The sequence below is a fragment of the Comamonas testosteroni genome, assembly GCF_014076415.1.
GTDB lineage: Bacteria > Pseudomonadota > Gammaproteobacteria > Burkholderiales > Burkholderiaceae_C > Comamonas > Comamonas testosteroni_F.
Genome location: NZ_CP043568.1, coordinates 2,745,479 through 2,758,795, shown reverse-complemented (window position 1 = coordinate 2,758,795; position 13,317 = coordinate 2,745,479). Strand labels below are relative to the sequence as shown.

At 59.5% G+C, this 13,317-nt stretch carries 12 protein-coding genes; 8 read left to right on the top strand and 4 right to left on the bottom strand.

The features are described from left to right. Positions 1 to 5 precede the first annotated feature (5 nt). The 3 genes from nrfD to F0P97_RS12510 all read left to right on the top strand — a co-directional run bounded on the left by nrfD (position 6) and on the right by F0P97_RS12510 (position 5,766). Positions 6 to 1,046 carry an NrfD/PsrC family molybdoenzyme membrane anchor subunit gene (gene nrfD / locus F0P97_RS12520; RefSeq protein WP_182286978.1) on the top strand — a complete coding sequence of 347 codons (1,041 nt, stop codon included), beginning with the start codon at positions 6 to 8 and terminating at the stop codon, positions 1,044 to 1,046. Positions 1,047 to 1,153: 107 nt separating this feature from the next. Next, positions 1,154 to 4,360, top strand: coding sequence for a tetrathionate reductase subunit A (locus F0P97_RS12515; RefSeq protein ID WP_182286977.1), 3,207 nt, complete (start codon positions 1,154 to 1,156; stop codon positions 4,358 to 4,360). Between the two features lie 731 nt (positions 4,361 to 5,091). Beyond that, on the top strand, positions 5,092 to 5,766 hold the full coding sequence (locus tag F0P97_RS12510) for a hypothetical protein (RefSeq protein ID WP_182286976.1): 675 nt from the start codon (positions 5,092 to 5,094) through the stop codon (positions 5,764 to 5,766). Between the two features lie 269 nt (positions 5,767 to 6,035). Here F0P97_RS12510 and F0P97_RS27820 read toward each other — a convergent pair whose 3' ends face one another. Continuing rightward, positions 6,036 to 6,170 carry a hypothetical protein gene (locus tag F0P97_RS27820; protein WP_269780128.1) on the bottom strand — a complete coding sequence of 45 codons (135 nt, stop codon included), beginning with the start codon at positions 6,168 to 6,170 and terminating at the stop codon, positions 6,036 to 6,038. Here F0P97_RS27820 and F0P97_RS12505 point away from each other — a divergent pair. From F0P97_RS12505 to F0P97_RS12495, 3 genes are all read left to right on the top strand, one after another. Then, complete coding sequence (locus tag F0P97_RS12505) at positions 6,151 to 6,540, top strand: hypothetical protein (protein WP_232538225.1); 390 nt, start codon at positions 6,151 to 6,153, stop codon at positions 6,538 to 6,540. The two genes, F0P97_RS27820 and F0P97_RS12505, sit on opposite strands and share 20 nt — an antisense overlap. Positions 6,541 to 6,687: 147 nt before the next feature. Beyond that, positions 6,688 to 7,436 (top strand): IS5 family transposase gene (locus tag F0P97_RS12500; RefSeq protein WP_420093890.1). Its coding sequence is split into 2 segments (ribosomal slippage): positions 6,688 to 7,015 and positions 7,015 to 7,436, totalling 750 coding nucleotides; the frame shifts between segments, so codons are not numbered across the junction. A gap of 316 nt (positions 7,437 to 7,752) precedes the next feature. Further along, positions 7,753 to 8,292, top strand: a complete 540-nt coding sequence (locus F0P97_RS12495) for a DUF1697 domain-containing protein (RefSeq protein ID WP_182286974.1) — start codon at positions 7,753 to 7,755, stop codon at positions 8,290 to 8,292. A gap of 88 nt (positions 8,293 to 8,380) precedes the next feature. On the opposite strand, the gene F0P97_RS12490 is transcribed toward F0P97_RS12495, so the two are convergent. Next, positions 8,381 to 9,010 carry a DUF2625 domain-containing protein gene (locus tag F0P97_RS12490; RefSeq protein WP_182286973.1) on the bottom strand — a complete coding sequence of 210 codons (630 nt, stop codon included), beginning with the start codon at positions 9,008 to 9,010 and terminating at the stop codon, positions 8,381 to 8,383. A 115-nt stretch (positions 9,011 to 9,125) separates the two neighbouring features. Next, positions 9,126 to 9,548 carry a VOC family protein gene (locus F0P97_RS12485; RefSeq protein ID WP_182286972.1) on the bottom strand — a complete coding sequence of 141 codons (423 nt, stop codon included), beginning with the start codon at positions 9,546 to 9,548 and terminating at the stop codon, positions 9,126 to 9,128. A 438-nt stretch (positions 9,549 to 9,986) separates the two neighbouring features. Between F0P97_RS12485 and F0P97_RS12480 the strand changes: the two genes are divergently transcribed. Together F0P97_RS12480 and F0P97_RS12475 are read left to right on the top strand one after the other, a co-directional pair. Next, positions 9,987 to 10,904, top strand: coding sequence for a LysR family transcriptional regulator (locus tag F0P97_RS12480; RefSeq protein ID WP_182286971.1), 918 nt, complete (start codon positions 9,987 to 9,989; stop codon positions 10,902 to 10,904). 169 nt (positions 10,905 to 11,073) lie between these two features. Next, positions 11,074 to 12,705 (top strand): ATP-binding cassette domain-containing protein, encoded by a 1,632-nt coding sequence (locus tag F0P97_RS12475; RefSeq protein WP_182286970.1) that lies wholly within the window; start codon positions 11,074 to 11,076, stop codon positions 12,703 to 12,705. A gap of 172 nt (positions 12,706 to 12,877) precedes the next feature. On the opposite strand, the gene F0P97_RS12470 is transcribed toward F0P97_RS12475, so the two are convergent. Beyond that, positions 12,878 to 13,288, bottom strand: a complete 411-nt coding sequence (locus F0P97_RS12470; protein ID WP_182286969.1) for a hypothetical protein — start codon at positions 13,286 to 13,288, stop codon at positions 12,878 to 12,880. Positions 13,289 to 13,317 lie beyond the last annotated feature (29 nt).

Here is a 13,317-nt window from a genome sequence, read left to right as displayed (position 1 = left end):
ACTTCATGCAAATCATTGAACTCCTGACCCCGGCCTACGAAGCGGCATGGCTGCCTTGGGCCGTGCAGTATTTCTTTCTGGTCGGCATGGCCACGGGGGCCGCACTGCTGACTTCGGCCTGTACGTTCGGCCAGGCCCGAGGCTTGCTCCAGCGCCTGCTGCCCACTGCCGTACTGGTGCTGGCCGTGAGCGCAATTGCTGCACCTGTCGCCCTGCTGGCCGACCTGCACCAGCCAGCGCGCTTCTGGCATTTCTATGCCCACCTCACACCCTGGTCGTGGATGAGCCTGGGTGCCGTGCTCATGCCCACGTTTGTCGGGCTGTGCGTGTTGATGTGCGCGCTATGGTGGCTGGGCAAGCACCGGTTGATGCGCCTTCTGGTGCCTGTACTGGTGCTGTCCACACTCAGCATCGTGGTCTACACGGGCGCCGAAATCATGGTCATCCGCTCGCGCCCGCTGTGGAACACGCTGTGGGTACCGATCAATCTGGCACTCAGCGGCTGGCTGGCCACCGTGGGCATGGGCTTTGTGCTCTACCGCTTTCTGCCCCGGGCCTTGCAGCCTGATGCGGCAGCCCTGCAAGGGTTGCGCAATCTAGGCCTGTGGCTGGCCACCGGCCTGATTGCCAGCGCCCTGACCTGGGGAATTGCCGGCATCGCGGGCCAGAGCCCTTCATTTGACATGGCTGTGCGCCTGTTCAATGAGTTCCCTGTCTGGCGCATCTCCATGCTGGGTTCGGCCGTGTTTGGCGCAGCCGTGGTGATGGCCCTGCTGCGAGGCGAACATCGTCTGGCTGCCAAGGGCTACACCTTGGTGCTGGGCACCGGCCTGGCGGCATCTGCCTGGGCCTTCCGCTGGGCACTGTTCATGGGCGTGCAGGGCGTGCCCAAGTTTGGAGCAGGACTGTATTTGTACAGCATGCCCCTGGGCGGTGAAGGCCTGATGGGCATGCTGGGCATGGCAGGCCTGTGCGTGGCACTGGTTGCGCTGACCACCTGGGCGCTGGAACTGTTCCCGGCCCGCAAGCCCGCCAGCGCCGCCTGAAGACCAAGCCAAGTACGTATACAACGCAATACCAGCAAGCGCCAGCAGCTATCAAAACCATAGAAATTCTGCAGCGCTTGCCCTTCCCTCACACAAAGGGCAAGACCATGACTGACAAGAAACTCCCCCCCGAACAATCCCAAGACGCCGATGCCGGCCGCACCGATGCCGGCCGCACCGATGCCGGTCGCCGTCGCATGCTGCTGCGCGGCGGTGCCGTAGCGGGCGGCCTGGCGGCTTTTGCCGCAGGCTATGGCGAAACCGTGGCCAAGGGAGCCAAGGGACTGATCACCGGCAGCTCGGGCAAAACCACCCAAAGCGCCACGCGGGGCAACTCGCTGACGCCCGAATTCCGCATAGACCCCGTCAGCGGCAAGCTGACGACCCAGCCCGGCCAGGTGGTCAGCCCCTCCTCGTGTCTGGGCTGCTGGACACAGTGCGGTGTGCGTGTGCGCGTCGATACTGCCGACAACCGGATCATCCGTATCGCGGGCAACCCCTATCACCCGCTGGCCACCACCCACCCCGCGCCCATGGAAACACCGGTTCGCGAGGTCTATGCCATGCTGGGCGGTGACAACGGTCTGGAAGGACGTGCCACCAGTTGCGCCCGTGGATCGGCCATGCTCGAGCACCAAAAAGCACCGCACCGCGTTCTCAAGCCGCTCAAGCGCGTCGGTCCACGCGGCTCCGGCCAGTGGAAGAGCATCACGCTCGAAGAGTTGGTTCAGGAAATCTGCGAAGGCGGCGACCTCTTCGGCGAAGGCCATGTGGACGGCCTGCGCGCCATCCGCGACGTCAACACACTGATCGACGAAGCCAATCCCGAATACGGTCCCAAGTCCAACCAATTGCTGGTGACGGAGGCCGCCAACGAAGGCCGCACCCCGCTGGTCAACCGCTTTGCCAAACAATCGTTCGGCACCATCAACGTGTCCAACCACGGCTCCTACTGTGGTCAGACCTACCGGGTGGGCACGGGTGCGGCGCTGGGCGATATGGCCGGCATGCCCCACGGCAAGCCGGACTGGAAGAATTCGCGCTTCGGCCTGTTCATCGGTACCTCGCCGGCGCAGTCCGGCAACCCGTTCCAGCGCGTGGGGCGCGAGCTGGCCGAGGCCCGTTCGCGTAACGAGAACACCTATCGATACGTGGTGATCTCACCCATGCTGCCCACTTCGTCCAGCCATGCGGCAGGTGACAACAACCGCTGGCTGCCCGTCAAACCCGGCAGCGACCTGGCGCTGGCCATGGGTCTGATCCGCTGGATCATCGACAACGAGCGCTATGACAAGCAGTTTCTGACCCAGCCCGGCCCCGCCGCCATGGCGGCGGTGGGCGAGGCCTCGTGGAGTAACGCCACGCACTTGCTCATCAACGAACCCAAGCACCCTCGCTTTGGTCAGTTCTTGCGCGGCGCGGACATTGGCCTGCCCATGCCGGAGCCAGTGGACGAAAAAACACCTGCTGAAGACGTTTACGTGGTGCAACTGGCCGATGGATCGCTGGCCGCACACACCGTGGCCCAGAGCGCCGAGCTGATCGTTGAGCATGAGTTCACTCCCCGCAAGGCTGCGGATGCGACCGAAGAACCGACTCCAATTGCTGTCTGCACCGCCTTCGTCAAACTGCGCACTGAAGCGCACAAAAAGACGCTGGAGGAATACGCCGCTCTTTGCGCCGTGCCCGTGAAGGAAATCGAAGACCTGGCGCGCGAGTTCACCAGCCATGGCAAACAGGCAGTGGCCAACTCCCACGGCGGCACCATGAATGGCTCCGGCTTTTACACCGCCTACGCCATCGCCATGCTCAACAACCTGATCGGCAACTTGAACGTACGCGGCGGCTGGGTAATGGACGCAGGGCCCTTTGGCCCCTTCGGCCCCGGCCCACGCTACAACTTTGCGCAGTTTGAAGGTGCCGTCAAACCCAAGGGCGTGGCCCTGTCACGCACCAAGTTCCCCTACGAGAAAACCAGCGAGTTCCAACGCAAAAAAGAAGCGGGCCAGAACCCCTACCCCGCCAAGGCCCCCTGGTACCCCGCGCCCGGCGGCCTTTCCAGCGAGATGCTGGCCGCCGGAATGCTGGGCTACCCCTACCCGGTCAAGGCCTGGATCAACCACATCAGCAACCCCATCTACGCCATGTGCGGTTTCGAGAATGCACTGGCCGACTCGGTCAAGGACGTGAAAAAGCTGCCGCTGTTTGTCTCGGTGGATCCCTTCATCAATGAGACCTCGGCCCTGGCCGACTACATCGTGCCAGATACTGTCACCTATGAGAGCTGGGGCATTGGCGCGCCATGGGCCGACGTGGTCGCCAAGAGCAGCACGGTACGCTGGCCCACCGTCGATGCCGCTACCGCCAAAACGGCCGACGGTCAGCCCATCAGCTTCGAGAGCTTTGTCTTTGCCGTTGCCAAGCAGCTGGGTCTGCCTGGTTTTGGCAAGAACGCCATGTCCACCAAAGACGGCGAGCCGCTCGATCTGGAAAATGCCGAAGACTTCTATCTGCGCGGCATCTGCAATATCGCCTACCAGGCGGGCAAACCCGTGCCCGAAGCCAGCGATGACGACATCGCGATCACCGGCCTCGAGAAGTGGATGCCGTCGCTGCAAAAGCGTGTCGCCCCCGAGGAAGTGCGCCGCGTCGCCATGGTCATGAGCCGTGGCGGTCGCTTCGACAAGGTCGAAGACGCCTGGAAGGGCGACCAGCTCAAGCTGCAGGCCAAGTTCCCGGCGACGTTCTGGCACGAAGGTCTGTCCCGGATGCGCCACTCCATGACCGGCGAGCGCTACAGCGGCTGCCCCACCTGGTACCCCACGCGTCTGGCCGATGGCTCGGACATGCGCCAAGTGTTTTCCGAGCAAGACTGGCCGCTGACCATGACCAGCTACAAGTCCAACCTGATGAGCAGCATGTCCATCGCCGCCTCACGGCTGCGCCAGGTGCACCCGCACAATCCTGTGAGCATCAACAAGGCCGACGCGGCAAAGCTGGGCATCGCCAATGGCGACCACATCGAACTCAGCACCCCCGGCGGCAAGCTCCAAGGCGTGGCCTTGGTACGCGCTGGTATCGCGCCCGGTGCGATCGCCATTGAGCATGGCTACGGTCACAAGCAACTAGGCACCGTGGCCCACAAGGTAGACGGCCAGCCCACCCATGCCAACCCACAGCACGGCAATGGCGTGAACCTCAATGCTCTGGGCTTTGCCGATCCAACCCGACCTGAAAAGGACAATGTATGGATCGACTGGGTATCGGGGGCAGTGGTCAGGCAAGGATTACCAGTGAGAGTGAGAAAAGCTTGATAAGGGCCTGAAACTCTGGCGGGCGATCGGGGCAGAAAGTCCCGTCGCTCGCGTATATGAGGGATGGCCTTGAAACGACTGCCAACAACCCGCTGCGATATCTTGAACCTGCCGAGAGCAACCGCATTGCCGCCCATTGGCTTGCAACAAAAATCGAGGCCAGATTAGGGATCAGGTTCGCCCCGACATTGGAAATGGCAAACCACAAGCTCCATTCCCGGATGACCGTCTTTCAGCTTCCATGAAAACTCAAAAACGGTTATGAATTCATGAAGCACCATTCAATCAAAAGTGCAGTACATTCTTTACAATTAAAAACCACTCAATATTGGTATTTAAATTCAAAGAAAACAAGGCTTCCTTCTTCTCAGGAAATTCTCGCATACAGCCATCTGAATATAAATAATTATATTGTTTTGAAAATTACACTTAAAAACAATATCGAAATTATTTGATTTCACTTCATTATTGATAGCAATACAGTTCTATATTTCAATAAATTGCAAAAATAACAACAACAGATCAGCAGAATCCTATTTCGTGTCCAAACAAGGTATTTCTGTTTTCATCTGGCTTATTGAAACTGCCATTAACCGAAAGAACGTTTTGGAACAAGCGTCTGCGAAGCCAAAACGCAACTCCGGTTGGCATTGATCATTGCGCAATGACAAATGGTCTTTCGCCTGAATTCATCCCGGAGGTCTGAGAACTCGCTGTTCAAAGGAATGATCATGAAAAAGTCTTTGATTGTCATGGCGGTTGCTGCCTTGGCTGGTGTGGCATCTGCTGCAACCAACACGGGGACCAATGCATCCTCGGGAACCTATTCCTCGGTTGCAAGCTCCGGCACGGGCAGCGCTGTGAGCTTCAACAGTGCGACGGCCGGCGCTCAAGCAAGCGGCTTTGGAACCAGCACCGGCACCACCGGTTCCTGGGGACCTGCGGCCTCGGGCCAATCGAGTGTCGGCGGAAGCGTCTCAACCACAGGAGCCGTCACCAGTCTTGCTGCGACCAGCGGCGGCGGCGTTGCCGGCGGCTACGGAACCACCAATGCCAACGCACATTCGGATGTCGGTAGCAATTACCTCGGCCACGCTCCCGGCAAGTTGGTCAGCGGTGGCGCCGGAGGCTACGCAAACTCGAGCACCAACAATGTGGCTGGAACCGCGTCCATCGGCAACGGCATTGCGGTGGTGAACAGCACGGCCCATACCAACGCCTACTTTGGTGCGAACTCGCAGGCGATCTCGGGCCCGGGAGGAACCTCGACCAGCAACAACTCTGGCGCCTCCTCTGTCGGCAACGCGACAACTGCCGGCTTCAGCCTGGGTACAGCCTTCGGAGGCTCCAATGGTGGCGGAACTTCGGGCAATGCTTATGGATGGGCGAACTCGGCCGCCAACTAGATAAGGTCCGCGAACTCAGTTGTATTGCCCCCGAGTTGAGGCCTCCCAAGTCAAGACTCGGGGACAAAGGAGAAACAGCATGAAAGCCTCGATAGCCTTGCTAAGCCTTTGTGTCCCTTTGTGCAGCTCGATAGCAGTGCACAAAGCCTCTCCAGCTCCTCGTCAGTGGGAGCACAACAGAATCAATCCATCACCATCGTGAATCCGGTTGCTGCGGCGGACAGCCGATCGGTATCCTGCATCGAAAGCAGGTCGACTTCAAGCTCGGATCAAAACATAACGACCAGCGGAACCACCACCCAGAATCTGAACAGCACGGTAGCCGGGACATCCAGGAACATCGTCGAGTACAGCGGCACATACACCGTGAAGAACGTTCCCAGCGTGAACGGATCCAATCTCACGACCAGCAACGACACCTGCATGGGCAGCAGCAGCGGCAGTGCCAACGGCCCTGGCTTTGGCGTGCGCTTCGGCACAACCTGGACGGACGAGCATTGCAAACGCCTGAAAATGAGCCGTGAGCTCTGGAACAAGGGCATGAAGGCAGCCTCGCTGGCTATGGACTGCATGGATCCTGACGCTCGCGCGGCACTGGAGATCACGGGTTCGAAATGCCCTCAATCCATGACCGTAGAAGAGCGCCGGAACAACTACGGGCCGGATGCTTCTGCACAAGGCAGTCCTGCACCGTCTAGCGCCCAGGCCGCTTCCGGCACCAGCCTCTGGCAGGCAATAGAGCCCAGGCAAACGGCAAGCCTCTATCCGAACTGACGAGCGCTCAGGCCAATCCTGGCGAGCGGCACAAAGGCAGCCTGAGCCTGAGCGAATTCTGTGAAATGCAGGAGCAATCCGTGCAATGACTAGGGTCTGTTGAGATTTGATTTTTACCTTCCGGGGTGGCGTCACAATCGCGCTGTGATGCGATACGTTTTGACAGATGAACAATGGGCTCGTATGAGCCCATTGTGTTTAGGGAAGATTGGGGATCGAGGACGCAGTGGCTCCAACAATCGACTGTTCTTGGAAGCAGTGCTTTGGGTTGCGCGTACAGGTAGCCCTTGGCGAGATCTGCCGCCTGAATTTGGCAAGTGGAACACCGTCTTCAAACGGTTTCGCGACTGGGTCAAAGCTGATGTCTTTCAAAAGCTGTTTGACGCGGTCAGCGATCAACCGGACATGGAATACGTGATGGTGGATGCAACGATTGTGCGAGTGCACAGGCATGGACAGGGTGCAAAAGGGGGTCTGCGAGCCAGGCCATAGGTCGCAGTCGAGGTGGTTTGACCACCAAGATATTGGCGCTGACGGATGCCCTTGGAAACTTGATCCGATTTGTGTTGCTGCCAGGCCAACGGCATGATCTTCAAGGTGTAGAACAGCTGCTCGAAGGCATAGACCTGCGGACATTGCTGGCCGACAAAGCGTTTGACGCAGACTGGCTGAAGCAACACTTGCTGGCACAGGGTTGCCAAGTGGTGATTGCACAAAAGGCCAATCGTCGAGCGCCCTTGCAGATTGATATAGAGGTCTACAAGTGGCGGCACTTGATCGAGAACTTCTTTTGCAAGCTCAAGGAGTTCAAGCGCATTGCAATGCGCAGCGACAAGACAGACAGCAGCTTCGCTGCTGTCATCACGCTGGCATCGGCTGTGATCAATTCACGTTAAATCTCAACACGTCCTAGTGCTTTGGCCCAAGCCAAGCACGGTTGGTGCTGCTGTGGAATTTCTGTCTCATGTAAAAAAGCAGGGTAAAGCCATACAAGCACAGACGAGTGCTGGCTGCACTTCAAACCATGCCCCTGTAGCCCCCTCAGCCTGACCCATTGCGGACTGCAAGTCCTCCTGAATCCGCTCTATCCAGGCAACCCCAATCTCGCGGGCTTTTGCGATACGCTAGCATCCTCTTCTGCGCCTTGGTGCTCCGTCACATCGTGCGGGATTTCTCCGCCTGCCCCTTCCAGATTCAGCCCATTTATCCGTCATGCCCATCTATGTCGCTCTGCTGAGGGCCATCAATGTCGGCGGAACCGGCAAACTCCCCATGGCGGAGTTGAAGTCCATGTGCGAGGCCGAAGGGTTTGCGCAGGTACAGACCTATATTGCCAGCGGCAATGTAGTACTGGATGCAGATTGCACCGAGCAACAGCTCAAGTCGGCATTGGAGCGACGCCTGGCCAGTTACGCCGGTAAGCCCGTGGACGTCATAGTGCGCACAGCCCGGGAGATGAAGGAGGTGCTGGCCAACAACCCCTTTCCCGAATCCCCGGGCAACCGCACCGTTGCCATCTTTCTCGATAAAGCACCACCTGCAGACGCGCTGACCCAGATCAAAGGTCTCAAGGACGAACAACTGCAGTTGGGACGGCGCGAGATCTATGTGGCTTATGGTGCTGGAATGGGCAATTCCAAGCTCAGGATTCCAGCAGCTGCCCAAGGTACGGCCAGAAATATCAACACGATTGCCCGGCTGGTTGAAATGGCGGTAGCAGGCCATGAGGTTGCGACACGGAAAAAGCGCTGATATCCGCTTGCGCCAGTCGCACGCAGGCGGTGAAAGCGTCACAGCCACCTGATATCTCATCCATTGTCTTGGCTCAGGCAGGCTCTTTCTATCCACTCTTGCTCATGAATGCGTAGTGTTCTGCTGCCGGCACCGGTTTGCGCGCACTCGAATGTACGGAGCCCTGCTCCGTGAAGAGAAAAGGATAGAAGCTCATGCAAGCATCATTGCCCATGCCGGCCACCTCCGCTTCCCAGCCTTCCCAGCGCAAATCACGGTAGAAGTCGCGCAGCCCACCCGTGAAAGCCCATTGCACAAAAGCCGTATGCCTCATCCCCAAAGATTCCCAGGCCCAGGTGTCTGGAGCCAGGTAATGGACAGCCCCCATATCCTCGCCCAGGCCCCCGCCATTGATGGCAAAGAATCCACCCACGGCATCGTCGGCAATCAGCAAAAATCCGCTGCCACGCGCGTGATTCCATGCCGCGAGATCGCGTCTGAGCCTAGGATGCCCCGAGCCCAGCATTCTGAGCCAGCCCCCGTCAACGAGAATTCCACCGGTTCCATGAGCCATGGCCCCCAGCGGCGAGCGTGTCGTGACCTGCAATGCTAGCAACACGGAGTCTCTCTGAGCCGAGGGAGGAAGACATTCGACAGGAATGCTCGCGTCCTGCGCCCAGGCTTGTATCAGCGACAAGGCCGGCTCGTCGCGCTCCAAAAGTTCTGCCAGTGCACGCATCGATCCTCCTTGATGCAAAAGTCAACAACGTCGGAATTCTGACATTTGATTCTGGTATCCGGAAGCCTCGTGAAAGGCCTCCAATCGCTGTATGACTCAACATTGACGTGATGGCTCATTCGCTAGGCATCGGCTCCGGCAGCTGGCTGGCGCCTGACAGTGTCTGGACCGCTTGCACGGAATGAGGGTGCGCCTGATGCAGTCCTAAGGTGCAGCCAAAGGGATCAAGCAGCATTGCCGCAGTTGCACCAAGGCTTGTGACGATAGGACCTCGGTACAAAACTGCCCCTCTTTGTTCAAGTTCCCGTATCGCCTCCCGCAGATCAGCCACCTCCCAATAGACGGTCGCCCCGCCAACTCCCCCCGGACACTTGCTGTCCTGCGGATGGAAACCAATCAGGCATCCCGGTGTCCTGATAAAAGCGTAGTGATGATTCTCATATTGCACCTCGGTTTGAAACAACTCGGCATACCAGATAGCAGCGGCATCAATATCTTGCACAAACAGCACGACGGATTCAATTTGCTTCAGCAACATAAGCTATCTAGGACTCTGCAAAACAGCGGTCCACAAATATAGCGCTGGCCTGGTGCTGAAAAGCAAGCGTTATGCAGAAACAGAGATCGCCTGAGAAGCATGCGCGCAGCAGCCAGAAGCAATCGATCTCCGAGAATATCTGCTTCCTCCTCACCCTCCATTGGGTGGCACTCTGAATCCCGCCCCTACTCGCGCCTCGGCGCCTTCCAGCCAGCTCCGGACTTGTGCGAGCCAGCGCCATGCGCGAGCATGCCCAGGCCCTGCCGCCTCAAGCCTGTGGGTGGTCGCAGCTGAAGCCCCGTCATTCAATGCGTCATATCCCTTGCTGCGGTCTTCAATTCGATGATTTTTCATGGTCGGCCAATGGTCTTTGGCGGTCAAACATCTGTAAAGTTGAATGATCTGACCATTCAGTTCAGAAAATCTGATTCAAAGTCCATGCGAAACCTCAATCTCGACCAGTTGCAGACGCTGATTGCCATTGCCGATCTTGGCACCTTCGCCGCAGCGGCCCAGGCGCTGCATCTGGCTCCACCCACAGTCAGCCTGCACATCAAGGAATTGGAGGCACGCATGAATGCAACGCTGTTGCTACGCGGCAGGCGTCAGGCGGAACTGACATCGGCCGGCCAGGTGCTGGTGCAGAAAGGACGCAAGCTGCTCGAGGCCGGCGACGACCTGATCGATCAGGTGCAGCGTCACGCCAGCGGCCGCGCCGGCCTGGTCAAGGTAGGCGTATCGGCCGGGGTCAATATCCGGCTGTTTCCGCTGATGCTCGACGCCCTGAGTCGCCACAGTCCGGGCATCGATATCAAGCTGGAGGCTGTTGGCTCGGCCGACTCCATGCAGCGCCTCAGGGCCGGAGCGCTCGATATCGCCCTGGTCGCCAGCCCGCAGGCGGAGACGGCCGAGATCATGCTCACGCCCTGGCGTAACGACCCCATGGTGGCCCTGTTGCCGGCAGCCTGGGAGGTCCCCGACCAGGTAAGCCCCGAATGGCTGGCAAGCCGCCCCTGGGCCTGCTTTGCTTCCGCCACGCAGATGCACGGCCTGATTGCCGGCTGGTTCGGCCAGGCAGGCCTGAGTCCTCGCCCATTCGTTGCCCTGACCTATACCGAGGCGCTAAAAAGCCTGGCAGTTGCCGGTCAGGCCGCAGCCCTGCTGCCGCTGGAAGCCATGGAAGAGCAGCAGCAACAGAGCAGCGTGCAGATACGGCATCTGTCACCCACCTTGATGCGCCCCATGGCTATCGCCCATCGCCAATTGCCAACACTGAACCCTGCGACCGCCAGCGTGCTGACGGTGCTGGCAAAGTTCGGCAATCAGGCAGCGGCATGCGCGCCACAGTTCGCTTGACCCCAGCGCTGGACTACCTAAAATTGAGTACTTTCACTTTCCAACGAGACTCTTCACCCATGCGCCATTGATGCCGCCGTCTGATTGACGGCCACCTCCCCTCCTCCCAATCGCTGCCGTCCACATGTGCAGCCTGGGGATGTTAGGCATCAACCCATCGCATGGTCTTATGACAGAAACTCGCCTGACGCTGCATGGCGTCTCTTACACACTGCCCAATGGGCGGCCACTCTTCTCCAACCTTTGCTGCAACTTCGGCTCACAGCGCACGGCGCTGGTGGGCCGCAATGGAGTGGGCAAAACCGTGCTGGCCCGCATTCTTGCTGGCGAGTTGCCTCCCGGCAGCGGCGGCGTAACTTACGCGGGCCGCATTCACTATCTGCCACAGGCCCCTCTGACATCCCGTCCGGACCTGAGCATCGCTGCACTGGCAGGCCTAAGCGACACGCTGCTGGCACTGGAACGTATTGAACAGGGCAGCTGCGAAGCCAGCGACTACGAACTGCTGGCCGAGCGCTGGGACATACGTCAGCAGTTTCAGATGCAGCTCGAACGGATCGGCCTGCCTCAGCTGGCACCGCAAACACCTGCCAGCCAGCTCAGCGGCGGCCAGGCCATGCGCGTGGCGCTGCTGGGCGCACAACTGGCACAGGCCGACTTTCTGATTCTGGATGAGCCCAGCAATCATCTGGACGCAGCCAGCCGCTCTGCCCTGGTGCAGCAACTGCAGCAATGGCGCAGCGGTCTGCTGCTGATCAGCCATGACAGAGTCTTGCTGAAGGTCGTGGACTCTGTTGCGGAACTGACCCCCAGCGCAATCACCATCTATGGCGGAAACTACTCTTTCTACAGAGAAGTCCAACGCCAGAAAACCCAGAATGCACAGGACGAACTGGCCCGCCTCAAGCTGGAGCGCAGCCGCGCCGAGCAAGCCTTGCGCACACAGCAGGAACGCCAGAGCCGCAGGCAGGCACGCGGTGAAGGGCTGGGAAAGAACGGCAATCAGGCCAAGATTCTGCTGGACGCAAGCAAGGAACGCGCCCAGAGTTCGGGCGGCAAGCTGGCGACCCAGCAGGCCGCAGTGCGCGAAGCCCTGAACCAAAGCGTGCGCGAGGCCGCCCTGGCACTGCAGCGCCAGGTGGACTGGCAGGCCAGCGGCATCTACTGGCATGCGCCTCAAGAGCCAAGGAGCCAGGGAGACCGCATCGTTGCCGAGCTGCGTGATGTGCAACTGCCTCATGTTGGGCCGTACCCTCCTCTGAATCTGGTGCTGCGCGGCGGTCAGCGCATGGCTGTCAGCGGCCCCAATGGCAGCGGCAAGTCCATGCTGTTGCAGCTGCTGGCCGGGCAGTTGCAGCCGCTGACGGGTGAATGCAAGCTGAATGCGACACATGCCATGCTCGACCAACACCAGAGCTTGCTGCAACCTTCATCGTCGGTACTTCGCCAGTTGCTGACCGAGAGTCCGAGCACGCCCGAATCGCTGCAGCGCATGCGCCTGGCACAGATCGGGCTGGACTCGCGCCATATCGATCAGCCTAGCGGACAACTCAGCGGTGGCGAGCGCCTCAAGGCTGCCATGGCCTGTGCACTTTACCGAGACGAGCCAGCGCAATTGCTGCTGCTGGACGAACCCGACAACCACCTGGATCTGCCATCCCTGCAGGCGCTGGAGAGCATGTTGTGCCAATACGCGGGCACGCTGATCATCGTATCGCACGACAGCATGCTGCTCCAGGCGCTGAAGTTGACGCACCAGCTGAGCTTTGCCGCTGAAACATGGACATTGACAACGCTCTGATCACTGCAACCGGCGCTGTCACGGTCATTGCCGACTGGCAGGGCCAGCTCTCGGTTGAATCTCGGTCGAGCAGCGCCGTGCATCCTGCCCGCAGTTCGGCAATGCACGAGGCAACAGTGCACACCATGTTCCGACCATTCGCGCGCTTGCCCCTGTTTTCGGCTTCAGAGGTTCAGGTGCTCTTTTTCCAGCTTCTTCCGTCAGTGGAGCGATAGTCACCACCCGTGGCACAGCAACCGCCTGCACCCAAGGCCATTCGACCCAGTGTGACCCGAAGCACGCCGGCCTCATAGCGGATGGATTGACGCTGGCAGGATGTGAAGAACGGGTATGGGTCGGGCGCCAGCACCTTTTCCCAGCGGACTTCGCCCTTTTCCAAAGGCTCCACAAGAAAGACTTCGCAATCGTGGACCAACAGGAATACCGACTGGCCTGCCAGCACGCCCTTAAAGACTTGCTCAGGCGCAGCATCACGCGTGGCCTGCGCCTGCTTGCTCAGAGGCGCTGGGGGCGCGTCCGAATCACAGCCCGTAAGAGCGGCCAGCGCCAGCAACAGAAAGGAAAACAAGGGCTTTGCGATCATGAGAGTCCAGTATGCCAGCCGCCAGGCAA